Consider the following 21,893-nt stretch of genomic DNA (forward strand, 5'->3'; position numbering starts at 1 on the left):
GAGAGCTGCCCAACGGCGGGCAGCGCTGCTCCGGGAGGCAGACCAGAATGACCCGTTACGCGGCGCCCGGCACCGAGGGCGCGATCGTCTCCTACCAGGCGCGTTACGACCACTTCATCGGCGGGGAGTATGTTGCGCCGGCCCGCGGACAGTACTTCGAGAACCCGAGTCCGGTGAACGGGCAGCCGTTCACGGAGGTCGCGCGGGGCACCGCCGAGGACGTGGAACGCGCGCTGGACGCGGCGCACGCTGCCGCGCCCGGCTGGGGCCGCACCTCGGTGGGCGCGCGCTCCGACATCCTGCTCAAGATCGCCGACCGGATGGAGGCGAACCTGGAGAAGCTGGCGGTCGCCGAGAGCTGGGAGAACGGCAAGCCGGTGCGCGAGACACTCGCGGCCGACATCCCCCTCGCGATCGACCACTTCCGCTATTTCGCCGGGGCGATCCGTGCCCAGGAGGGTTCGCTCGGCGAGGTCGACGACGACACCGTCGCGTACCACTTCCACGAGCCGCTGGGCGTGGTCGCGCAGATCATTCCGTGGAACTTCCCCATTCTGATGGCGGTCTGGAAGCTGGCACCGGCGCTGGCGGCGGGCAACGCGGTCGTCATCAAGCCGGCCGAGCAGACGCCGGCGTCCATCCACTACTGGATGAGCCTGATCGCGGATCTGCTGCCGCCGGGAGTCGTGAACATCGTCAATGGCTTCGGCGTGGAGGCGGGCAAGCCGCTCGCGTCGAGCCCCCGGGTGGCGAAGGTCGCCTTCACCGGCGAGACCACGACGGGGCGCCTGATCATGCAGTACGCCGCGGAGAACATCAAGCCGGTCACGCTGGAGCTGGGCGGCAAGTCGCCGAACATCTTCTTCGACGACGTCTGGGCGCACGACGACGACTTCCGCGACAAGGCGCTCGAGGGTTTCACGATGTTCGCGCTCAACCAGGGCGAGGTGTGCACGTGTCCCTCGCGGGCGCTCGTTCAGCGCGGCCACTACCGGGAGTTCCTGGAGGCGGCCGTCGCCCGCACGGAGCTCATCAAGCCCGGCCATCCGCTGGACACCGACACGATGATCGGCGCCCAGGCCTCCAACGACCAGTTGGAGAAGATCCTGTCCTACCTGGACATCGGTCGGCAGGAGGGCGCCAAGGTCCTCACCGGTGGCGAACGCGTCGAGCACGACGGGGAGTTGAAGGGCGGTTACTACGTACAGCCGACGATCTTCGAGGGTGACAACCGGATGCGGATCTTCCAGGAGGAGATCTTCGGCCCGGTCGTCTCGGTGACGTCGTTCGACGACTTCGACGACGCGATCAAGATCGCGAACGACACACTGTACGGGCTCGGGGCCGGTGTGTGGACGCGGGACATCAACACCGCCTATCGCGCGGGCCGTGCGATCCAGGCGGGCCGCGTCTGGACGAACTGCTACCACGCGTACCCGGCGCACGCCGCCTTCGGCGGCTACAAGCAGTCCGGCATCGGCCGCGAGAACCACAAGATGATGCTGGACCACTACCAGCAGACCAAGAATCTTCTTTGTTCATACAGCCCGAAGAAGCTCGGGTTCTTCTAGGGGGCCCAAATCGGTTGCCTGGAGGGAACTTTGACCCTCCAGGCATCCTCAGAGCGCAATCACCATCCTCGACAAGAAACACCGAAGCGGCCTTCAAGATCTTGTCGGCCCGCTTTAACTCCGCTATTTCCTTGCGGAGTTGTTTTGGCACTGCTCGTGCGAGCGGATTGTTGGTTAGGGTGACAAGCAGAGGCTGATCCCGGTGCCCTTGGCAGGGCGATGGCCAGGCCGGCGAGTGGGGGGCTGCACAGGCTGGAGGCTCCCGCGGAGTCGTGCCGGCCAGGAGCGGTGCTTCGCGGGGGGCATGGTCGCTGGAGGGTGGGTCGGACACGACGGGGGGCTCGCGTTGGATCGCCTGGCCGGAGCGGAGCTGGAAGTCGGCCAAGACCAGTTCGTGCCTCACGGGTTTGTCATCCTGCTCGGTCCAGCCGCGCAGCCCGTACAGGCTGACGATCCCGGCCATGTCGGCGGGCGGCAGCGGGCAGTGAGCCGTGGCGTTCCCGGACTTCCGGGCACCGGAGTCGTCCGGAAACAACGCCCCGCCGTCGTGGGGCGTGGTCATCGGCTCCGCCAACGCGGTCAGCGTCTTGTCGCGGTCCCACGGCGCCGGCCGGGCGACGACGTAATCCCGCAACGCCCGACGCTGCGCACGGCAGACAAGAAGGTCACTGCCGCAGGTCGACCGGCCGCGGTGGGCGTGTGACCGGCCGGCCGGCGCCGGCGGTGCTGCCCCCGTCGCTGCGCGCGTGGCTCGGGCTGATCGCGGTCCTCGCCGCGCTGGTGGTCGTCGTGCTCGGGGGCGTGTATGCCGGCCACGACGAGCCCGGCACGGTGGACAGATGGATCATCCAGCCGACGGCGGACAGTGTGCGGCCGCCGTGGCGGAACGTCGCTCTGGCGACGGACTTCTTGGGGGAGCCCGCCGGATCGGCGATGTTGGTCGTGGCCGCCGTGGCAGGCTGCCTGCTGCTCCGGCGTCCTCGCGCGGCGGTGCTCATCATTGCCGGCGTCGGCATGACCGTGGCGACGACGACGCTGCTCAAGCCCCTGGTGGGACGCACCATCCACGGCGACAACCTGTCCTATCCGAGCGGGCACACCGCCTTCGTCACCGCGCTCGCCCTCATGGTGGCGCTGCTCGCGACCGGCCGGCTCGGCCTCGGCAGGAGGGCCGGCACGTTGCTCGTGCTGGCCGCGGCGCTGGTCGCCGGCGCCGCGATGGGATGGGCGCAGGTCGCCCTGGGCGCGCACTATCCGACCGACGTCCTCGGCGGCTGGTGTACCGCGCTCGCGGTGATTCCGGCGACCGCGTGGCTGGTCGACAGCATCGCAGACCGGATCGCCGACCGGATGGCCGACCGGATGGCCGACGTCGGCCGACGGGAGCGCCGCTGACGTCACGTCACGTCTCGTCACGCCAAGCGGCGGAATACGGGCTTCACCGGCCGCCCGGCCAGCCAGGGAGTGGGGTCAGCGGCGTCCAGTGCCTTCCGGTACACCACACATGCCTGGGCCACCACGTCGACGGTGCGGTCGATGTCCGCGTCGTCGAGCGCGCTGCTCACCACGAACGACGGGGCCAGTACCCCGCCCGCGAGGAGCCGGCGCAGGAACAGGGTGCGGTACAGCTGCGACGGCTGCCGGTTCTCGTCGAGGGTGGCGAAGGCCAGGTTGCTGGCCCGGCCCCGGACGACGATGTGGTCGCCGACGCCCATGCCGGCCGCGGCGTCGCGGACACCGGCGGCCAACCGCTCGCCGAGGGCGTGCAGCCGCGCGGTGATGCCCTCCTCGACGTAAGTGGTCTGCACGGCCATCGCGGCTGCCAGGGAGTGCGTTTCCGCACCGTGCGTGGTGGAGAGCAGGAACACCCGCTCGCCGGAGTGACGCAGCCCGCCCCGCTCCATCAGCTCGCGGCGCCCGGCCAGCGCGGAGACGGCGAACCCGTTGCCCAGCGCCTTGCCGAACGTGGAGAGGTCGGGCACGACGCCGTACAGGCCCTGAGCGCCCGCCTCGGACCAGCGCAAGCCTGTGATCATCTCATCGAAGATCAGTACGCAGCCGTGCCGGTCGGCCAGCTCGCGCAGGCCGGCGAGGTACCCGGGCGGCGGCTCGGTGTGGGCGGCGGGTTCGAGGATCAGGCAGGCGACCTCGTCCTGGTACCGGGTGAGCAACTCCTCCGTGACGGCCAGGTCCCCGTAGGGGAACGCCACGGTGAGGTCGGTGGTCGCCGCCGGAATACCGGCGGACATCGGCGTGGTGCCGATGAACCAGTCGTCGACGGAGAAGAACGGATGGTCGCCGCAGATGGCCACCCGCGGGCGTCCGGTGACGGCGCGGGCGAGGCGCACCGCGGCGGTGGTGACGTCGGATCCGTTCTTCGCGAACTTCACCATCTCCGCGGTCGGCACCGTGGCCAGGAAGCGTTCCGCGGCCTCGACCTCCACGATCGACGGCCGGACGAAGTTGCTGCCGCGGTCGAGTTCCCGCCGCACCGCCTCGATCACGCGTGGGTGGGCGTGGCCGAGGCTGACCGACCGCAGGCCGGAGCCGTACTCGATGTAGCGGTTGCCGTCGATGTCCCACACATGGGCACCGCGGCCGTGGCTGATGACCGGGGCCAGGTTCTCGGGGTACTGGTCGTCGCCCTTGGCGTAGGTGTGCGCGCCGCCGGGGATCATGGCGTGCAGCCGCTCGTTCGCCATCTGAGACCGGGGCAGGACGAACTCCTCGGTCTCTTCGGTCTCTTCGGTCTCTTCGGTCTCTTTGGTCTCTTTGGTCTCTTTGGTCTCTTTGGTGTGTTCGGTGTCCACGCCGACCCTCACTTCTCTCTGTTCTTCAGGACCTCGGCGAGGCTCGGCGCCTCGCGGTCGCGCTGGGACATCGATGTGACCGGCAGCGGCCAGGGAATGGCGAGGTCCGGGTCGTCGAAGGCGATCGTCACGTCCTCGGCCGGATCGTGCGGGCGGTCGATCCGGTACGAGGTGTCAGCGGTCTCGGTCAGCGCCTGGAAGCCGTGCGCGCACCCCGCCGGGATGTACAGGGTCACCTGCGTCTCGTCGGACAGCTCGAAGAAGGCCCGGTTGCGGTAGGTCGGCGAGTCCGTCCGCAGGTCCACGACGACGTCGAAGATCCTCCCGTACGAGCAACGCACCAACTTGGCCTCGCCGGCGCCGGAGCGCAGGTGCAGGCCGCGCAGCACGCCCCGGACCGAGCGGGACAGGCTGTCCTGGACGAAGGCGTCCGGGTCGAGGCCCACCGAGCGGACCACGTCGGCGTCGAAGGTGCGGCAGAAGAAGCCGCGCTCGTCGGCGTACGGTGTCGACTCGAACAGGTACGCGCCGGCGATCTCCGGGACTTCGGTCGCTTTCATGGAGCCTCCTGCCGAGCGTGGGAGTGGGTGTGGTCGGACGCCGGGAACAGGGCCGCGGTCAAGTCGGTGAACTGGTCCTCGAGTTGCCGGGCGGCGGCCTGGTTCCGCTCGATGAGCGTCTGCCGCAGCTCGGCCGATCGCTTCTCCAGCGCCCGGAACTGCTCCAGCAGCCGGTCGGCGTCGACCTCGCGCGCCGGGTGACAGTACGCGCCAAGCCCCATCTGTGCCATGAGCGCGTCGCTCTTCGCCGCATAGCTGAGGGCGAGCACCGGCGTGCCGGTCTTCAGCGCGCAGATCAGGTTGTGGTAGCGGATCGCCACCACGGTGTCGGCAGCCGCCATCTCCTTCATCAGGTCGGCCAGTGAGGTCGGCTCGGCAGCGGTGACCAGCGGCGAGTCCACCGCGTCGAGGATCGCGGCGACCACCGACGCATCGCACGCGTCGCCGGTGAGCAGTCGGACCGGCCTGCCCTCCTCGACCAGCGCGCGGACGAACCGGGTCGTCCCATCGAGGTAACGCCGGTATATCTCATCGGCCTGGGCGCGGTCGTCGTTGCCGCCGTGGAAGTCCATGACACCGACGCAGACCGGGCCCGGCGAGCCCAAGGGCGCGCTCGCCCGCGGTGCCGGCAGGGAGAACGCGAGGTCCGGGTAGACCTCGTCGCGCGCGGTGTCCACGCCCATGGCCCGCATCGCGTCACGGGACTGGGCGTCCCGGTAGGACCGGTACGTGGCCAGCCGCGCCGACCAGCGCACCAGGGCCCGGGTAGGCCGGTTGCCGATCGTCGCGGCGCCGACGCTGACCAGCGCGACCCGGGTGCGAAGCAGTCGGCCGCTCGCGCAGAGCAGGAACAGCGAGTACGGGAAGCCCCACGCCCGCAGCGGCAGCGTGGCTTCCAGGACGCCCATGCCCGGCACGATCACCACCTCGTGCCGGCGCACCCAGGCGGCGGTGCGGAAGACGTCGACGAGTTTTCCCAGGCCCTTCGCCGCGATCGCGCCCGCCCGCGACGCGGTCCGGTACTCCTCGCGGTTCCAGTGCAGCCGCGTCGCGGGGATCCCGTACCGGGCCGTGACGACCTCGGGTCCGCCGCACAGCGCGTCCACGACCGCGTCCGGGTGCTCGGCGCGGAGGTACCCGAGTACGGCCTCGAGCGATCCGTCGTTGCCGAGGTTGCCGGAGCCGAGCAGGCCGAACACGCCGACGCGCACCGGAGTTTCGTCCGCGGACGTCATACCTGCCTCCCCTCACGGCCGGCGACGAGGGCGTCGACGGAGACGGTGAGCAGGCCCGGATCGACCGGGGCGCGGTCCTCGACCCGCTCGCCGGCGCCCGGCCGGACCCGGCTGGTCATCCATGCGGCCAGGTGGCGGTAGCACGCGCGCCGATCGGCCGGGGACAACGGCGCCCGCCGGATCGCCGAGGCGAAGCCCCAGACGTACTCGGCGAGCAGCCGGGGCGTCGGGTGCAGCGGGCCCGCCCGGCGCGGGTCCAGGTTGACGCACCGGGAGCGCTTGCTCGGGTTCGCCCGCTCGGCGCGGGTGGGGTGGTCGCGGCGGAAGTACAGGATTTCCGGCACCTGGTGGAAGCGCCCGTGCAGGGCGATCTCGGCGACGAACGTGCGGTCCGCGTGGTGGTAGCTGTCCATCGGCTTCACCCGGCGCAGCGCGTCGGCCCGGATCACCCCGTAGAAGTCGTCACCGCCGGGCTCGAACAGCATGCTGCGGAAGCGCTCCGGCGGGTGCGGTGAGTCGGTGGCGAGCGTGTACTCGTACGGGACCTTGACCTGGCCGTCGCCGTCGATGACCGCCTGGTCGGCGTGCGCGAGGATCACGTCCGGCCGCTCGTCCAGCGCCTGGACGCAGCGCCGCAGCAGATCGCGGGCGTAAAGGTCGTCATGCGAGGCCCACTTGAACAGTTCGCCGCGGCATTCGTCGAACACACGGTTGTGGTTCGGCGTGGCGCCGATGTTCCGGGGCAGCCGGAGGTACCGGATGCGCGAGTCCAGCGCGGCGTACTTGCGGCAGAGCTCCTGGGTCCCGTCGGTGGAGGCGTTGTCGGAGATGACGAGTTCGAAGTCCTCGTAGGTCTGGCCGAGCAGGGCGTCGAGCGACTCGGCGAGGTACTCCTCGCCGTTGTACACGGGCAGGCCGATGCTCAACCTGGGTCGGGCGGTCATGAGGTCCTCAATTCGGGGATGGGATTGCGGTGCCGCTCGCGCAGGGCGGACCGCAGGTGCAACCACCACACGGCCGAGCCGCTGACGGTCGCGGCGGCGACGCCCCAGGCCGAGCCGATAGTGCCGGCGACGGCCGCCCCGCCGAGCCCGCCGCTGACATAGCAGGCGGAGGCGAACAGTTGGGAGCGAAGGCTGCGCCGGGCCGCGCCGAGCGCGCGCAGCCCGGCCGCCGCGCCGGTGCCGAGGCCCGCGCCCGCGACGCCGAGAGTGATCGGCACGATGAGCTCCGAGGCGGAGTGCCAGACGTCGCCGAGCACCAGCTCACCGAGCCGCCCGGGCATCAGCAGCAGCGCCGTGCCCCAGAGCAGCGCGCCGGCGGCCTGTCCCCCGCCAAGGAGGAGGCAGAATCTACCCAGTTGATGCGGTGCCTGCCGCAGTACCCGTGCCGCTTCCGGAACGGTGACCAGCGAGAGCCCCATCAGCACGGCGAGGAACGGGCCGAGCAGGAGCTCGGCGCCCCGCACCGCACCCACCGCGCTGACTCCGACGATCACGCCGAGCCCGTACGCCCGCAGCTGGTTCGCGCCACTGAGGCTGACGTTCTCGACCAGATACCGGTAGCCGAGATCGCGCTGCTCACGAAGCCACCCGCGCGCCTCGGTCATCCGGGGCCGGATGCCGGACTGGATGTAGCCGTACCCCGCCGCCACCGTGGCGGACGCGCCCCAGGCGAGCACGAAAGCGGCCACGCTGCCCACATGGGCGGCCAGCACCATGGCCGGGACAAGTGCGACACCCCACACGACGTCGTTGAGGAACGCCTTCCGCCCGGCGCCCGCGGCGAAGAACGAGAACCGCCAGGCGTCCTGGAGCAGCAGCCCCGGCAGCATGACACCGAGGGCGGCGAACGCGGGCCCCACGCGGCCGCCGACGCCGAGCCCGGCCATCAGACACACCGCGCCGAGGGCGAGACCTACGCCGAGTGCGGTACCCGTCGACCGGCCCACCGCCCCGCGCCAGGACGCGTCCGGCACGCCGCTGAAGCGCACCACGAGCGGATCGGTGGCCAGCCCGCGGGAGACGTTGAGCACCACGCCGTAGGTCACCCAGGCGAGGCTGAACACGCCGAACGCGGTCACCCCCAGCGAGCGGGCCACGTAGATGCCCACCACGAAGTTGGACATGCTGGAGGCCGCCTGGTCGGCCAGTCCCCAGGACAGCCGGCCGGCGAGGGCCCGCTTGGCGGATCCGGCCGGTGCCGTCGCCTTTTCCCCCTCGGTGGTCATCGGCGTCATGCCTTGATCAGCTCGGCGCCGTGCAGGGCGCCGGCCGCGGCGGCGACGGCGCTGAACGGCAGCCCGGACCGCTCGGCGACGTCCAGCAGACTGTGCTCGCCGTCGGAGAGATTGAGCACCCAGAGCATGGCCATCTGGGCCTGCTTGGTGTCGCTACGGCCGCCGAGCGCGTCGTACAACCCGCGCCGGCCCAGCTGTGGCTCGCCGTAGGGGCTGAGGTTGACGTACCGCCGGTTGCGGTCTAGGACGGCGAATGCCTCGCGGCAGACTGCGAGGGTGTCCGCCATCGCCTCCGGGGAGACGAAGTCCGGGTTGTCCGCCGAGGTGTGGTACTCGGGGTAGCCGGCGTACGGGGTCCGGCTGAGCGAGCCCACACCGAGATTGAACCCGGGCGAGCAGTACTGCCGCTCGTCGTAGCCGTACGGAGTGAACTCGGTGACGTGGTGCGGGCGTTCGGAGGCGGCCAGCACGTGCCGCATCACTCGGTCTATCTCCGCGTCGCCGCGCCTGCTCGGCTTGTACGTCAGCCGGCCCGGATCGCCGGCGCAGGCGAGCACCAGGCCGTGCTTGACCCGCTCCACCCGTTCCGCGTTGCGGGCCAGCCAGGTGATCGCCCCGATGGTGCCGGGCGCGTAGATGAACCGGTAGGTGTAGTACGGCGTCTCCTGCGCCAGCGCGCGGGCCAGGAACGTCGCCACCGCGATGCCGGCCAGGTTGTCGTTGGCCAGCGACGGGTGGCAGACGTGGCAGGAGACGATCACCTCGTCGGCGACCTGCCCGGGGACCACGTGCTCGGCGTAGGTGAGGTGGCCATCGGCGAGTGTGGAGTCGATGCGCACCTCGTACTCGCCGTCCGGCATCGCGTCCAAGGTCTCCTGGGCCAGGCAGAAACCCCATTCCGGCTTGTAGTAACTCGTGCGGTACGGCACCCAGGTCGGGTGGTCCGGAAGGGTGTGCAGGTGCGCGCGAAGCTCGGCCAGCGGCATGGTCGCCGACACCGGCACGCTGTAGCCGAGTACGTGCAGGCTGGACGCGGCGAAGTCGACGACCCGGTTGCCGGAGGTGTCGGCGATGTACGCGTCCCGGATGTTCCACTCCTGCGGCACCGTCCAGTCGAGCACCTGAGTCCCGGTCGGCACCTCGTGCACCTGCAGCGGGACGTACTCGCCGACGATCTCCAGGGTGGCGCGCACGCCGTCGCCGGTGATGCTCCGGCACAGCGGGTACAGTCGCTCCACCAGCGCGTGCATCTCGTCGCCCGCACTCTTTTTCAATGGCTCGGTCATCGGCGCCACCGCAGGGTGTCGTCGACGGCACCGGCGTCGGACGCCGCGCGCAGCACGGCAAGGCGGGTGAAGCGTCGCTCGAAGTCCTCCCGGGTCAGCCCGAACTTCCGGTATGCGTCGGCGAGTTCGAGCGCGCCCTGCTTCACCGTCCACTCGCATTCGAAGCCGGGCAGCGCGGCGCGGAACCGGGAGAAGTCCACCCGGTACGACCGCGGATCGGCACCGTTCTCCCCCGTGATCACCACCTTCGCGCCGGACACCGCCTCGGCGACCTGCTCGGCGATCTCGGCGACCGTGACGTTGTTGATCTCACTGCCGATGTTGAACGCCCGGTCGTGCACCGCTTCCCGCGGCGCGGTCAGCGCGGCCGTGAAGGCCCGGGCGATGTCGGCGGCGTGCACCAGCGGGCGCCAGGGGGTGCCGTCGGACAGCACCAACACCTCGCCGGACAGGAGCGCGTGACCCACCAGGTTGTTCAGCACGATGTCGGCGCGCAGCCGGGGCGAGTAGCCGAAGGCGGTGGCGTTGCGCATGAACACCGGGCTGAAGTCGCCGTCGGCCAGCGCGTGCAGGTCGTCCTCCACCCGCACCTTCGACTCCGCGTACGGCGTCACCGGGCGCAGCGGGGCGTCCTCGGCCACCAGGTCGTCACCGCCGGAGGCGCCGTAGACCGAGCACGTCGACGCGTACAGGAAGCGCCGCACTCCGGCGTCGCGGGCCAGCCGGGCAAGGCGTACGGACGCGTGGTGGTTGATGTCGTAGGTGAGGTCCGGTGCCAGCGATCCCAGCGGGTCGTTGGACAGCGCGGCCAGGTGGATCACGGCGTCCACCCCGGCCACGTGCTCGGCCGTGACGTCGCGCAGGTCCACCCGGTGCCCCGGCGGGTCCGCGGGCGGCTCGCCCAGCACGCAGTCGGCGAACAGGCCGGCGTCAAGGCCGACGACCTCGTGCCCGGCGGCCGTGAGGACCGGGGCCATCACGGTGCCCAGGTAGCCCTGGTGTCCGGTCAGTAGTACGCGCAAGGTTCAATCCCCCAGGTTGAGCATGAGTTTGGTGACGGCGAACGCCTCGGCGTAGCGCGCGTGGCATTCGATGCCGCGGATCCGTGCGAGGCCGAGGAAGGCCTCGCGGTCGTACCAGGGCCGGTGCCGCTGCGAGGGGTAGTGCTCCTGCAGCAGCCGCACCTTCTGTTCGGCGATCTCCGGCGACAGCGGCTGATACGCCGCCATACGGCCGAGATCGCCGTCCCACTTGACGATCTCGTAACCGAGGACCAGGTGGTCACGGAACGCCGTGGGTACCAGCCTCGCCAGGCCGCGGTGATCCTGGTGCGCGTCGTCCGTACGCGGGGCCAGGATCAGATCCGGCTCGGTCTCCCCGCGCAATTCCTCGACCGCGGCCTTGGCCTCTTCCCAGTGCACGGGCATCCGGCCGTCCGGCAGCTTGAGCACGGTCAGCCGCAGGTCGGCGCCCGGGCAGAAGGCGGTGAGCGCGGCCTGCTCCTCCTGCTCCCGCTCGCCGCCACCGCCGGAGAGCACCAGCGCGTCGATACGGATACCCGGCCGCGCGAGGCACAGCGTCAGCAGTGTGCCGCCGGCGCCGATGGCGATGTCGTCGCAGTGCGCGCCCACCGCGACGATCCGGTCCAGGCGCCCGGCACCGAGCCGGATCACGCGCTCAGCCCGGCGTTGTCGCGTTCCCACACGGCCCACGGGCGGTCGCCCCGGGCGTAGGCGGCGTCGAGCGCGGCCCGCTCCTTCACGGTGTCCGTCGGTTTCCAGAAGCCGCGGTGCTGGTGCGCCACCAACCTGCCCTGCTTGGCCAGTTGGGCGCATCCGTCGGCGACCAGGTCCCCGTTCTCCGGTATGTGGTCGAAGACCTCCTGGCGGAGCACGAAGTAGCCGCCGTTCTCCCACAGCGGCAGTTCGCTCACCGCGGTGATGCCCCCTACGAGACCGTCCTCGCCCAGCTCCACGCAGTGGAACGAGGACTGCGGCGGCACCACCATCATCGACGCACCGGCGTCACGCCGGGCGAACCGGTCGATCATCTCCGGCAGCGGGGCGTCGGTGAGCACGTCGGCGTAGTTGGCGAGGAACATCTCCTCGCCATCCAGGTGGTGCCGCACCCGGCGCAGCCGCTCCCCGATCGGTGACTCGATGCCGGTCTGCGCGAACGTGATGGTCCAGTCGGCGATGTCGGTGGACAGCAGCTCGGTCCGGCCGCCGCGCAGCACGAAGTCGTTGGACACCGTCTCCTCGTAGTTGAGGAAGAAGTCCTTGATGTGGTGAGCCCCGTACCCGAGGCACAGGATGAACTCCCTGTGCCCGAAGTGCGCGTAGTAGCGCATGACATGCCAGATCAGCGGTCGCGGGCCGACCATCGCCATCGGCTTGGGCATGTCGTCGGCGGCACCGTCGCGCATCCGCATCCCATAACCGCCGCAGAACAGAACGACCTTCATGCTGTGACCTCTTTCAAGACGCGACCTCGACAATGCTCAGTTCCGGGATGGGAAAGACAAGGCGGCCGCCCCAGTCGTGCACGAAGGACAGCTGCTCGACCAGCTCGGCCCGCAGGTTCCACGGGAGGACGAGGACGTAGTCCGGTTTGTCGGCGGCTATCTGCTCGGGCGGCAGGATCGGGATGCGGGTGCCCGGGGTGAACCTGCCGTGCTTGTAGGGGTTGCGGTCGACCGTGTACGGGAGCAGGTCGGGCCGGATGCCGCAGTGGTTGAGCAGGGTGTTGCCCTTGCCCGGGGCGCCGTAGCCGACGACCGTCTCGCCGCGCTCGGCCGCCTCGATGAGGAACCGCAGCAGATCCCGGCGCACCTTGGCCACCCGAGCGGAGAACTCGGTGTACCCGGACAACTCCTGCAGCCCGGCCGCCTTCTCCCGGGCCAGCACGTCGGCCACCCGCCGGGTCGGCTCGCCGGCCACCTCGGCCGGCCGGGCCCACAGCCGGATGGAGCCGCCGTGCGTGGGCAGCAACTCGACGTCCACGAGCACGAGTCCGCCGCTCGCAAGGGCCCGGATCGCGGAGGCGACCGTGTAGTACTGGAAGTGCTCGTGGTAGATCGTGTCGTACTGGTTCTCCTCGATCAGGGTCAGCAGGTGCTGCACCTCGATGGAGACCCAGCCGTCGTCGGCGACCAGGGCGCGCAGCCCCTGGGTGAACCCGACGACGTCGGGGATGTGCGCGTACACGTTGTTGGCCACGACCAGGTCCGCCGGGCCGTGCTCGGCGCGGACAGCCGAGCCGGTGTCCGGGGACAGGAACTCCGTGAGCGTGGGCACACCCGCCTCCCGCGCCGCGGCGCCGACGTTCACCGACGGCTCGATGCCGAGGCAGCGGATCCCCCGGTCCACCACATGCTTCAGCAGGTATCCGTCGTTGCTCGCGACCTCGACCACGAAGGCGTCGGAGCCGAGCCCCACCCGCTGTACGGCGTCGGCGACGAACGTACGCGCGTGCTCCACCCAGGAGGTCGAGTACGAGGAGAAGTACGCGTACTCCTTGAACGTCTCCTCCGGCGTGATCAGCGGCGGGATCTGCGCGAGCCAGCAGTCGGTGCAGACCTGCAAATGCAGCGGGTACGCCGGTTCCGGCAGGTCCAGTTGGTCCGCGGCGAGAAAGCTCTCACACGGCGGGGTCGCCCCCAGATCGACGACGCTCGCCAGCGTCACCGAGCCGCACAGTCGGCAACGTGTCATTTACTGCCCCCCATTGATTCCGTCCCTATCGGCGGCGCGCTGTCCCCGCCGCCGGACCGCCCCGCGATCGCGGTGCGGTACCCCTCCACCAGGCGCTCCAGGCCGACGGCCGGGCTGAACCCCTGCTCGTAACGGCGCCGGGCCGCCTGGCCCATCTCCCGGTTGCGGACCGGCTCGGCCGCGATCCGGCGTATGCAGGACGCGAGCGAGGCGGGCTCGCCCGGCCGGTGCAGCAGCCCGGTCACGCCGTCCTCGACGAGTTCGACGAAGGCGCCGTGGCCTGCGGCGACGGTCGGCACCCCGGCCGCCATCGCCTCGACGACCACCAGGCCGAACGCCTCCAGCCACGTCGAGGGAGCCACCACGGCGACCGACCGCGCGATGACCTGTCGGCACTGCTCCGGGTCGTACAGGCCGACGTAGCGCACGTCGTCCCGGCCCGCCGCCCAGGCGGTCACCTCTGGCTCCAGCGGCCCCGCGCCGGCGATCACGAGCGGTACGCCCACTCCGCCGCTCGCTGCGATCTCGTCCCACGCGGTCATGAGCAGCCGTACGCCCTTGGCCTCCGCGAGCCGGCCGAGATAGAGCACATGCTCGCCCGCGCCCGCTCGGCACACGCCCGGCTCCGGCACGAAGTTGTGCTTCACCGCCAGCCGCTCGGCCGGCATGCCCGACCGCACCAGGACGTCGCGCTGCGCCGCGGAGATGCAGAAGAAGCGCTCCACGCCGGACCACCACCGCCGCCGGTTGACCGACAGGCTGACCGCGAGCGGCACCGTCGCAAGGCGCGAACTCCGGTAACAGCCGTGCCGGACGGCCGGCAGTGGTGCGGAGCCGACGCACTCGGTGCACGGCCGGCCGTCCCGCTGCAGCGTGCCGGGCGGGCAGACCTGGGTGTAGTTGTGCAGCGTGGCGACGGCGGGCACGCCGGCGTCGGCGCAGGCGGCAAGGACCGCGGGCGACAGGAGCGGGAAGACGTTGTGGACGTGGACCACGTCCGGCCGCTCGGTGCGGAGCCGGGCGGCGAGTTCCGTGCGGACCGCCGGGTTCCACGGCACGAGCAACGCCACTGCGGCCTTGCCGAGCAGGGACCGGGCGGCGATGTCGTCGCTGCGCCGCTCGAACACCTCGACCCGGTGGCCGGCCGCGCGCAGCAGCTCCACCTCCTGGTCGACGACCTTGTTCTCGCCGCTCGGCTGCGCCGAGGCGTAGCGGTTGTGCACCACGAGGACGTGCATGGTCAGCTCACCTCCGTTCTCCGGGCCCAGCGCGGGATGCGTCGTCGAGGGACTTCGGGCGTCGATTCGGGCAGCGAGACGGGAGCGGCCTCGGCCTCGGCAGGTGCCGCCAACAGCGAGGCGGCCAAGGCCAGATGCAGCAGATACGGCGAGGCGTCGCCAAGGCCTGCCTCGGTGTACGACGCGATCGCGCAGTAGCTGATCAGGAAGATCGCGCAGGCCCGCTGCAGCGACGGTGGCCGCAGCAACGCGATGCCGCCAAGGACGATGATGATCGCCGCCACCAAGGCGACGCCGATCAGACCCTGTTCCTGGTAAACGGCCAGCCAGCTGTTGTCGATCGGCAGCCCGCCGAACGACTTGTCGCCCAGGCCCATGCCGAACAGCTTCTCCCCGGTCGTCCTGGGCGCTGCCAGCAGGGCGTCCCAGACCTTGGCCCGCCCGGTGAGGTTGGAGAAGTTCTCCTGGCTCTGCCCGCGCAGGAACCACGCCTGGAGCGCGGAGCTGAACCCGACCGCGGCCACCGTGGCGCACAGCACCGTCCAGGTGAAGAACCGGCGGGCCGCGGCGCTAGTCAGGATGAGCGAGCCGATCGCCAACGCAAGGCCGATGAACAGGCCGAGCGTGGCCGTCCGGGTATGGGTCAACGCGAGCAGGACGAGTGACGGCACGATGACCACCGCCGCACTGGCCCTGTCCGTCCTGCGGCCCAGTACGAGCAGCACGGTGAGCCCGATGATCACCGCGGCGTACTGTCCGATCTGCGGCGGGGTGAGCGGCCACAACGCGCCGACGAGGCGTCCGCCGTAGAGGTCGGGCAGGGCCGCACCCGGTGAGGCGACCAGGCCGACGGCCACAGAGCCGAGCACCGCGAAGTACATCCGGATGTGGTGCCGAACGAACGTCAGGCCGCCGTCCCACCAGCGGCTGAGCAGCCACAGCGTGCCGACGAAGAGAGCCAGCCGGGTGCAGCGGAACAGCGCGCCGAAGCCGGACTCCAGGTTCACGCTGGAGATCACGCTCGGCACCAGCAGCAGCGTCAGCAGGAACACGTAGGCGCCGGCTCGGATGCGCAGCCGGAGATTGACCGCGAGCGCCAGCGCGAAGGCGGCGACCAGCGCGCCCATGGTGACCATCTGGATGAGGGAGCGGGGCAGCGGGATGATGGTCTTCGCCCCGGCGGAGCCGAGCGTGTTGAGGACCAGCAACCCCCAGACGATCCCGACGATCTTCGGTGTCCCGGCAGGGCGCGGTCCGGCGCCGGGCCGCGTGCCCGCCGTGTCCGGTCCGCCCGGCAACCCGCCGCGCCGTAGGTCCCCGCCCATCTCAACCACCGGCCCGTACGCGGAAGGTGCTGCCCGCGTCCTGCTGGTACGGCGTGCCCTGCCACTCCCCGAAGGTGAATACCCGGCTCGGGTCGTAGGCGACGAATTTCCATGGACCGAGGTAGACGTTGTCGTGCCAGCGGTTGTGCTGCTCGCGGGTGATCGCCTCGGCCACCCGCTCGCCCTTGTAGGGCGACCAGTCCGGATAGGTGCCGTAGTTGGCAAGGACCGCCATGCGGTCGCACTTCTCCGTGCACTTGACGACGGACTTGTCCAGCACGAAGCGGTTGTCGTGGATGTCCACCCGCTGGGTCTTCCACCGGCAGTCGGCGTAGAGCGGTGCCTTGGCGATCGCCGGCTTCGCGCAGCGGTCGGTGTCCCGCACCAGCAAGGTGCAGTCACCGGACGAGGTGTTGGCCGGACTGTTGCAGAACCGGTCGGCGTTCTCCCACAGAGTGATCCCGGACCAGTTGTTCTCCAGCACGTTCCGGTAGATCTCGATCTTGTCGGTGCGGGCCTTGATCCGTGGTTCGCCGCCGGACTCGGACAGGTAGACGGTCGCGAACGGGAAGTTGTCGCCGAGGTCGGCTTCCCTGCGGCCCTCGACCCAGTTGTTCCGCCGGATCGTGTTCTTCCGGATGACCGCGTTGTAGCTGGTCTCGTAGATCAGCGCGGCACCGTCGTTGGCCTCGAGCACGTTGTTCTCGATGCGAAAGTCGTTGTTGTTGGTGTCCGCCCATAGCCCGGTTCCGCGGTTGTCGTGCACCCAGTTGCCGCGTACGTCGGCGCCGTTGACGGCCCAGAACTTGATACCTCCGGTGCAGCCGCAACCCTCCCGCCGCCGCTCCCAGTCGCCGGTGTTGTTGCCCACGATCTCGTTGCCCTCGACCACCAGGCCGCTGATACGGCCTTTGGCCTTGTACGCGTTCATGCCGTACTGGCCGTTGTCGCGCAGGCAACTGGCGCGGACCTTCTGACGGGCACCGGCCATCAGCCCGGCGCCGGAGTTGTACTGGATCTTGTCGTGCTCGATCACCCATCCGTCGGCCGAGTCATGGTTGACCACGCCCTCGTCGGGCGGCGCCACGAAACGTTGCACGGTCAGGTAGCGGATGGTGACGTTGCGGGCGCTGCCGCCGAACGCGTACTGGTTCTTCTTCCGGCCGTCGAGCACCGCGCCCGGCGCACCGAGGTAGCGGTTCCCCTCCTTGGGGATGACCTGGGCGTAGCGGTCCGGGTCGAGCCTGTGCTTGCCCGGTCGAAGCCAGAACGTGGTGTTCGGGGGGCTGCTCTTGGTCTTCGCTGCCAGGTCACCGACCACCGCGGGGTCGACGGTCACCGCGCCCGCCGGTGCCTTCGCGGGCCCGGCCGCGGGCTTGGCGCACATCCGGGCCACGGATGGGGCTGCGGACGTGGATGGCGCGGCCTTCGGCTCCGCCCCGGCGCCCGGCGTGCTCTCACAACCGGTCGCCGCCAGAAGGGCCAGCGCCAGCGGTGCCGCCGCCAACGCCGAGTGCCGCCTCTTGATCCCCACGCGCCCCCCTTGGGGGTGTTGTGAGTGCCCCACACAGCACCCGCGGCGCCCGGCACGCACCCTCGCCGCACCAGCCAAAGACCCAAGTAGCTCCGCTATGAGGGCCTTCGTCCGGCACGCCGAGGCCACGCACCGGACACCGCGGGCACCGCACAGGACTCTCACAACACCCCCAAGCCGCGGAACCTGAGTACGGTGATGAACCCCTCCGCGCCGTCGGCCAAGCCGGTGCCGACCAGCGTTGTGGTGGGTTCCTTGCGCCCGAAGCCGGCGGAGTACCAGCCCAGCGGCGGGTCACTCTCGCCGCGATGCGCCCGCCAGCTCAGCTGCCCGGGCAGGTCGAGCACCGCGGAGCGCCCCTCACCGTCCCGGGTCCAGGTGAGCACTGCCCGGTTCCCCACCAGGTCCGCGGCGATCGCCGGGCCGAGGTGGAACGTCAGGTGCACGGCCCGGCGCGGGCTGTGTTGGTCGCGGACCTCGTCAACCACCCTCAGCTCCTGGCTCGCGGCCGTCAGCTCCACCCGGCGGCGGTGCACTGCGCCCTCGGTGCGCCGGTAACCGTCGTGCTCGGCACACCAGCGGGCCGTCCCCCCTTCGGAGGCGCCGGATGTGTCCGCGGCCAGGACGCGGCTGCGGGCATGCCGGGTCCACAGGAACGGGCCGCCGGAGACGGACTGGTCACTGCCGTCCAGCTGCAGGGTGTTGTGGCCGCGGGTCGAGCGGAAGTACTGCCGCCACTCGGGTTGCCCGTGGTAGCAGAACGTCCCCGGGTCGGCGAGCACGTCGACCCCGTCGTGCCGGACCTCCACCGACAGCGCGTCCGCGTGGGCATGGGCGGCGATGGACAGGAAGCCGTGCGGACCACCGTCGCAGCGGCACCAGATCTCCTCCGGACCGCGCAGGATGGTGAGCCCCGCGTCGGCGAAATGAGCCGGTCGGCTTGCCGGGCGGGTCACGGCCGGTGCGGTTCCATCTTTCGCGTACGGCCGGATGAGCGCGGCCAGCAGCGGGGTGCGCACATCGGTGCCGGTCACCGCCGGCCACCAGGCGAGTCGACCGAACACGGCGTCCCCGGTGGCAAGGAGCGAGGCCCAGCGGTCGGTGCCCGCGCCGTCCACGACCAGACCGTGCCCGTCGTCCGCGTCCCCCTGGCGCGGCGGCCGCAGGTGGCTGTCCACGATGGCCGCGAGCGCGTCGGTCATCCGCAGCAGCACCAGCCGGATCGACGCGGGGACCGGCACGCCTGCGGCATCCGCCTCGGCCACCGCGGCCAGGCCGAGCTCCAGCACGAGTCCGTGATACTCGGTGGCCAGCTCGCGGTTGAGGCCGGAGTCGAAGGTGTTGCCGCGCAGGTGTCGCTCCAGCGACTGCAGCGCGCCGGCTCTCCAACGTGCCGAAGAGGGAAACCACCCGAACGCGCAGGCCCCGGCAAACTGCCCGGCGGCCTCGGCGATGACGTGGTTGTTCGCCGAAGACCCCCGGCTGGGGAAGGCGGCCAGCCAGCGCTGGTGGTGCCAGATCTGGTTCAGCGCCACCGGGTTGCCCTCGAACAGCCCGGACGCACCCGGCCAGCCGTCGAGCAGCCGGCGGATCCACACCCAGGACAGCAGCCGGATGCCCAGCTCGATGCCGCTGATCCAGTGCACGCCGCGCAGCGGTGGGTTGGCCGCCCACCACGACCGCAGATGCTCGGCCACTCGCTCGGCGTACCGCTCGTTCCCAGTGATCGCGTAGGCGGCGGCGAGCACGGTGAGGTACTGATGCCGGGACAGCTCCCAGATCTGCTTGATGTCCCCGACCGCGTCCTCGCTGCGGTACGGCACGTCGAAGGCGTAACCCGCCGGAGCCCGGCGCCCGGTCTTCGGGTCGCACCACCAGTCCGGGTCGGCCAGGTCGTCGCGGACCACCCCGAAATACTCGACGTGCCCGTCCATCAGCCGGTCCGCCTCGGCGACGAGACGTTTCGCGGCGTCCGGAGGTATTGCGGCGATCGTCCCGGCGGGCAGTACCGCGGTGAACCGGGCGCCGGTCACCCTCGGGCACTCCGGCCGCGCCGACCGCCACCGCCGCCTGCGCACCGCGTCGCCCACCCGGCCGCCGACCTCCCGCGGTCCCATCCGGGACAGCCGCCGCAGGTACCAGCCCGGACTCCCCGAGCTCACAGTCATCGAACCCTCGCCAACGTCACCGGCACGCCGCCCGCCAAGCCGGCCTGCACGGCGAGGGTGGCCGCCGTGGTGGCGGCCAGCGACTCCAGCGGCACCGGCATCGGCCCGCCGGTCCGCACGGCCTTGATGAACGCGGCCAGCTCGGCGGACTGGCCCTTGTCCCGGGCCTTGGGCAGCCGCGAACTGACCCACCGCTTGCGGCGGCCGTCGTACACAGAGGCACGGACGAAGTCGTCGAGCCGCAGCACCTTGCCGTCCGCGACCAGATCCAGCGTCTCCTTGGGGAAGCTGGGCGCGCCGGTGGTGACGTAACTGATGGTGGCGGTGGACCCGTCCGGGTAGCGCAGCACGACCTGCAGGTCCTCGTTGCCGGACGTGGCGACCGCGTACACCGATACCGGGTCTGCCTCGAGCAGCCAGCTCGCCGTGTCGATGAAGTGTCCGCCCTCGCCGGCGAACCGCGAGCCCTCGGTGCCCTGTTGGAGATACCAGCTGCCATGCTGCAGCCGTCCCGCGTTGACCAGGTAGCGGAGGCTCGCCGGACCGGTCCGGGCGCCGAACCGCTCCCTGGCCTCCTGCAGCAGCGGCGCGTACCGACGGTTGAAGCCCACCTGCAGCCGGTCGTTGCCGGACTCCTCCACCGCCGCGAGTACGCCGGCCAGCTCGTCCTCGGTGAGGGCCAGAGGCTTCTCCACGAACACCGTCTTGCCGGCGAGCAGTGCCCTTCGGGTCAGTTCGGCGTGCGAGCTGTGCCGGGTGACCACGAACACCGCGTCGATGGATTTGTCGCCGAGCACGGCGTCGAGATCGGTGGTCGCGTCGGCGAAGCCGAACTTCCGCTGCGCGTTGGCCGCGGACAGTGCCGTCGTGGTGACGACTGTAGACAACTCGACGCCGTCGCGCTGTGCCAGGTGCGGCAGCAGCATCGACGTCGCGTAGTTTCCCGCGCCGACGAACGCAAGGCGCACCGGCGTCTTGGCGGTCCGAGACGGCGTGGACACTCCGCCGTTGCCTCGCTTCACCGCGGGCACGGCCACCGCCGGGGCCTCCGTTTCCGCTATGGGTTCAGCGGGGCCGGGGTACCGGAACAGCACAGCCACGGCCTTCAGGTCGCCGTCCTTCAGACGCTGGTACGTCTCGACGGCGTCGTCGAAGTCGGCGATGTGGGAGACCAAGGGCTCCACGTCGACGCTGCCGCGGGCGAGGAGATCGAGGAAGCACGCCAGGTTGCGGCGCTCGGTCCAGCGCACGTAGCCGATCGGGTAGTCCCGCCCCTCGAGTTCGTACTCCGGGTCGTAGCGCCCGGGGCCGTAACTGCGGGAGAAGCGGACGTCGAGCTCCTTCTCGTAGTACGCGTTCCACGGCAGGTCCAGGCGGCACTTGCCGATGTCGACGACCCGGCCGCGGTCCCGGCAGAGCCGGGCGGCCAGCTCGACGGGCTGGTTGCTGGCGCCGCCGGCGGCCAGGTACACCTGGTCCACGCCGTGACCGCCGGTGAGTTCGGCGACGGCGGTTTCGACGGACGCGGAGGCGGGATCGCCGCAGGCCGCAGCGCCCAGGCGCTCGGCGAGCTCGCAGCGCACCGGGTCGGGGTCGACCCCGACGACGCGGACCCCCGAGGCGGTGAGGAGCTGCACCACCAACTGCCCGATCAGCCCGAGACCGATGACCAGCGCCGCATCGCCGAGCTGTGACTCGCCGCGGCGGACGCCCTGCAACGCGATCGAGCCGACGGTGCCGAAGGCCGCGTGCCGCGGCGCGAGGCCTTCCGGCACCCGGGCGTAGAGGTTCTTCGGCACCCAGTTCAGCTCGGCGTGCAACGCGTGCTCGTTGCCGGCGCAGGCCACGAGGTCGCCGACCTTCACATCGTCGATCCCGGTGCCGACCTGCTCGACCACCCCGCACAGCGAGTAGCCCAGCGGCGTGTAGGAGTCCAGCTTGCCCATCACCTTGCGGTAGGTGGCGGGCACCCCGTTGGTGGCCACGCTCTGCATGACCTTGGCCACCTGGTCCGGCCGGGAGCGGGCCTTGCCCAGCATCGACATCCCAGCCTCGGACACCTTCATGAGCTCGGTCCCGGTGGATATCAGCGAGTAGGCGGTGCGGACCAGCACACCGCCCGGCTTGCACCCCGGCACCGGCACGTCGAGCACCGCCAGCTCGCCGCTCTTATAGTTCTGAACAACCTGTTTCACTCGAGCTCCTCTTGTTTCC

At 70.7% G+C, this 21,893-nt stretch carries 17 protein-coding genes; 2 read left to right on the forward strand and 15 right to left on the reverse strand.

The window, feature by feature from the left end:
* Window positions 1-47: 47 nt before the first annotated feature.
* Together AB0D27_RS01255 and AB0D27_RS01260 are read left to right on the forward strand one after the other, a co-directional pair.
* Complete coding sequence (locus tag AB0D27_RS01255) at window positions 48-1,571, forward strand: aldehyde dehydrogenase family protein (protein ID WP_362500852.1); 1,524 nt, start codon at window positions 48-50, stop codon at window positions 1,569-1,571.
* Window positions 1,572-2,270: 699 nt separating this feature from the next.
* On the forward strand, window positions 2,271-2,966 hold the full coding sequence (locus tag AB0D27_RS01260; RefSeq protein WP_362500853.1) for a phosphatase PAP2 family protein: 696 nt from the start codon (window positions 2,271-2,273) through the stop codon (window positions 2,964-2,966).
* Window positions 2,967-2,983: 17 nt separating this feature from the next.
* On the opposite strand, the gene AB0D27_RS01265 is transcribed toward AB0D27_RS01260, so the two are convergent.
* The 15 genes from AB0D27_RS01265 to AB0D27_RS01335 form a co-directional block, all read right to left on the reverse strand.
* Entirely contained in the window at window positions 2,984-4,288 is a 1,305-nt protein-coding gene (locus AB0D27_RS01265) for a glutamate-1-semialdehyde 2,1-aminomutase (protein ID WP_362500926.1), read from the reverse strand.
* A 101-nt stretch (window positions 4,289-4,389) separates the two neighbouring features.
* Entirely contained in the window at window positions 4,390-4,941 is a 552-nt protein-coding gene (rfbC, locus tag AB0D27_RS01270) for a dTDP-4-dehydrorhamnose 3,5-epimerase (protein ID WP_362500854.1), read from the reverse strand.
* Entirely contained in the window at window positions 4,938-6,176 is a 1,239-nt protein-coding gene (locus AB0D27_RS01275) for a polysaccharide pyruvyl transferase family protein (protein ID WP_362500855.1), read from the reverse strand. Before AB0D27_RS01275 ends, rfbC begins: the two co-directional genes overlap by 4 nt.
* Window positions 6,173-7,120, reverse strand: a complete 948-nt coding sequence (locus tag AB0D27_RS01280) for a glycosyltransferase family 2 protein (RefSeq protein ID WP_362500856.1) — start codon at window positions 7,118-7,120, stop codon at window positions 6,173-6,175. The genes AB0D27_RS01275 and AB0D27_RS01280 overlap by 4 nt, the downstream gene beginning before the upstream one ends.
* Complete coding sequence (locus AB0D27_RS01285) at window positions 7,117-8,406, reverse strand: hypothetical protein (RefSeq protein WP_362500927.1); 1,290 nt, start codon at window positions 8,404-8,406, stop codon at window positions 7,117-7,119. Before AB0D27_RS01285 ends, AB0D27_RS01280 begins: the two co-directional genes overlap by 4 nt.
* Before the next feature lie 5 nt (window positions 8,407-8,411).
* Window positions 8,412-9,701 carry a DUF4910 domain-containing protein gene (locus tag AB0D27_RS01290; RefSeq protein WP_362500857.1) on the reverse strand — a complete coding sequence of 430 codons (1,290 nt, stop codon included), beginning with the start codon at window positions 9,699-9,701 and terminating at the stop codon, window positions 8,412-8,414.
* Complete coding sequence (locus AB0D27_RS01295; RefSeq protein ID WP_362500858.1) at window positions 9,698-10,723, reverse strand: SDR family oxidoreductase; 1,026 nt, start codon at window positions 10,721-10,723, stop codon at window positions 9,698-9,700. Before AB0D27_RS01295 ends, AB0D27_RS01290 begins: the two co-directional genes overlap by 4 nt.
* A 3-nt stretch (window positions 10,724-10,726) precedes the next feature.
* On the reverse strand, window positions 10,727-11,374 hold the full coding sequence (locus AB0D27_RS01300) for a PIG-L family deacetylase (protein WP_362500859.1): 648 nt from the start codon (window positions 11,372-11,374) through the stop codon (window positions 10,727-10,729).
* A complete protein-coding gene (locus AB0D27_RS01305) occupies window positions 11,371-12,165 on the reverse strand; it encodes a glucose-1-phosphate cytidylyltransferase (RefSeq protein ID WP_362500860.1) in 795 nt (264 codons plus the stop codon). The genes AB0D27_RS01300 and AB0D27_RS01305 overlap by 4 nt, the downstream gene beginning before the upstream one ends.
* Window positions 12,166-12,178: 13 nt before the next feature.
* Window positions 12,179-13,414, reverse strand: a complete 1,236-nt coding sequence (locus tag AB0D27_RS01310) for a class I SAM-dependent methyltransferase (RefSeq protein WP_362500861.1) — start codon at window positions 13,412-13,414, stop codon at window positions 12,179-12,181.
* Window positions 13,411-14,652 (reverse strand): glycosyltransferase, encoded by a 1,242-nt coding sequence (locus AB0D27_RS01315; RefSeq protein ID WP_362500862.1) that lies wholly within the window; start codon window positions 14,650-14,652, stop codon window positions 13,411-13,413. Before AB0D27_RS01315 ends, AB0D27_RS01310 begins: the two co-directional genes overlap by 4 nt.
* Before the next feature lie 2 nt (window positions 14,653-14,654).
* Window positions 14,655-15,977: an O-antigen ligase domain-containing protein gene (locus AB0D27_RS01320; RefSeq protein ID WP_362500863.1), complete on the reverse strand. Its 1,323-nt coding sequence runs from the start codon at window positions 15,975-15,977 to the stop codon at window positions 14,655-14,657.
* Between the two features lies 1 nt (window position 15,978).
* Window positions 15,979-17,511: a right-handed parallel beta-helix repeat-containing protein gene (locus AB0D27_RS01325; protein WP_362500864.1), complete on the reverse strand. Its 1,533-nt coding sequence runs from the start codon at window positions 17,509-17,511 to the stop codon at window positions 15,979-15,981.
* Window positions 17,512-17,672: 161 nt separating this feature from the next.
* Window positions 17,673-19,679 carry an alginate lyase family protein gene (locus AB0D27_RS01330; RefSeq protein ID WP_362500865.1) on the reverse strand — a complete coding sequence of 669 codons (2,007 nt, stop codon included), beginning with the start codon at window positions 19,677-19,679 and terminating at the stop codon, window positions 17,673-17,675.
* On the reverse strand, window positions 19,676-21,874 hold the full coding sequence (locus AB0D27_RS01335) for a bi-domain-containing oxidoreductase (RefSeq protein WP_362500866.1): 2,199 nt from the start codon (window positions 21,872-21,874) through the stop codon (window positions 19,676-19,678). Before AB0D27_RS01335 ends, AB0D27_RS01330 begins: the two co-directional genes overlap by 4 nt.
* Window positions 21,875-21,893 lie beyond the last annotated feature (19 nt).

This window comes from Streptomyces sp. NPDC048415, from assembly GCF_040651675.1.
Lineage (GTDB): Bacteria > Actinomycetota > Actinomycetes > Streptomycetales > Streptomycetaceae > Streptomyces.

Bases quoted from the DNA above. Each gene is read 5' to 3' on its own strand.
- AB0D27_RS01255 (WP_362500852.1), top strand. From the start codon at position 48: ATGACCCGTTACGCGGCGCCCGGCACCGAGGGCGCGATCGTCTCCTAC.
- rfbC (WP_362500854.1), bottom strand. From the start codon at position 4,941: ATGAAAGCGACCGAAGTCCCGGAGATCGCCGGCGCGTACCTGTTCGAG.
- AB0D27_RS01275 (WP_362500855.1), bottom strand. From the start codon at position 6,176: ATGACGTCCGCGGACGAAACTCCGGTGCGCGTCGGCGTGTTCGGCCTG.
- AB0D27_RS01280 (WP_362500856.1), bottom strand. From the start codon at position 7,120: ATGACCGCCCGACCCAGGTTGAGCATCGGCCTGCCCGTGTACAACGGC.
- AB0D27_RS01285 (WP_362500927.1), bottom strand. From the start codon at position 8,406: ATGACCACCGAGGGGGAAAAGGCGACGGCACCGGCCGGATCCGCCAAG.
- AB0D27_RS01290 (WP_362500857.1), bottom strand. From the start codon at position 9,701: ATGACCGAGCCATTGAAAAAGAGTGCGGGCGACGAGATGCACGCGCTG.
- AB0D27_RS01305 (WP_362500860.1), bottom strand. From the start codon at position 12,165: ATGAAGGTCGTTCTGTTCTGCGGCGGTTATGGGATGCGGATGCGCGAC.
- AB0D27_RS01310 (WP_362500861.1), bottom strand. From the start codon at position 13,414: ATGACACGTTGCCGACTGTGCGGCTCGGTGACGCTGGCGAGCGTCGTC.
- AB0D27_RS01315 (WP_362500862.1), bottom strand. From the start codon at position 14,652: ATGCACGTCCTCGTGGTGCACAACCGCTACGCCTCGGCGCAGCCGAGC.
- AB0D27_RS01320 (WP_362500863.1), bottom strand. From the start codon at position 15,977: ATGGGCGGGGACCTACGGCGCGGCGGGTTGCCGGGCGGACCGGACACG.
- AB0D27_RS01330 (WP_362500865.1), bottom strand. From the start codon at position 19,679: ATGACTGTGAGCTCGGGGAGTCCGGGCTGGTACCTGCGGCGGCTGTCC.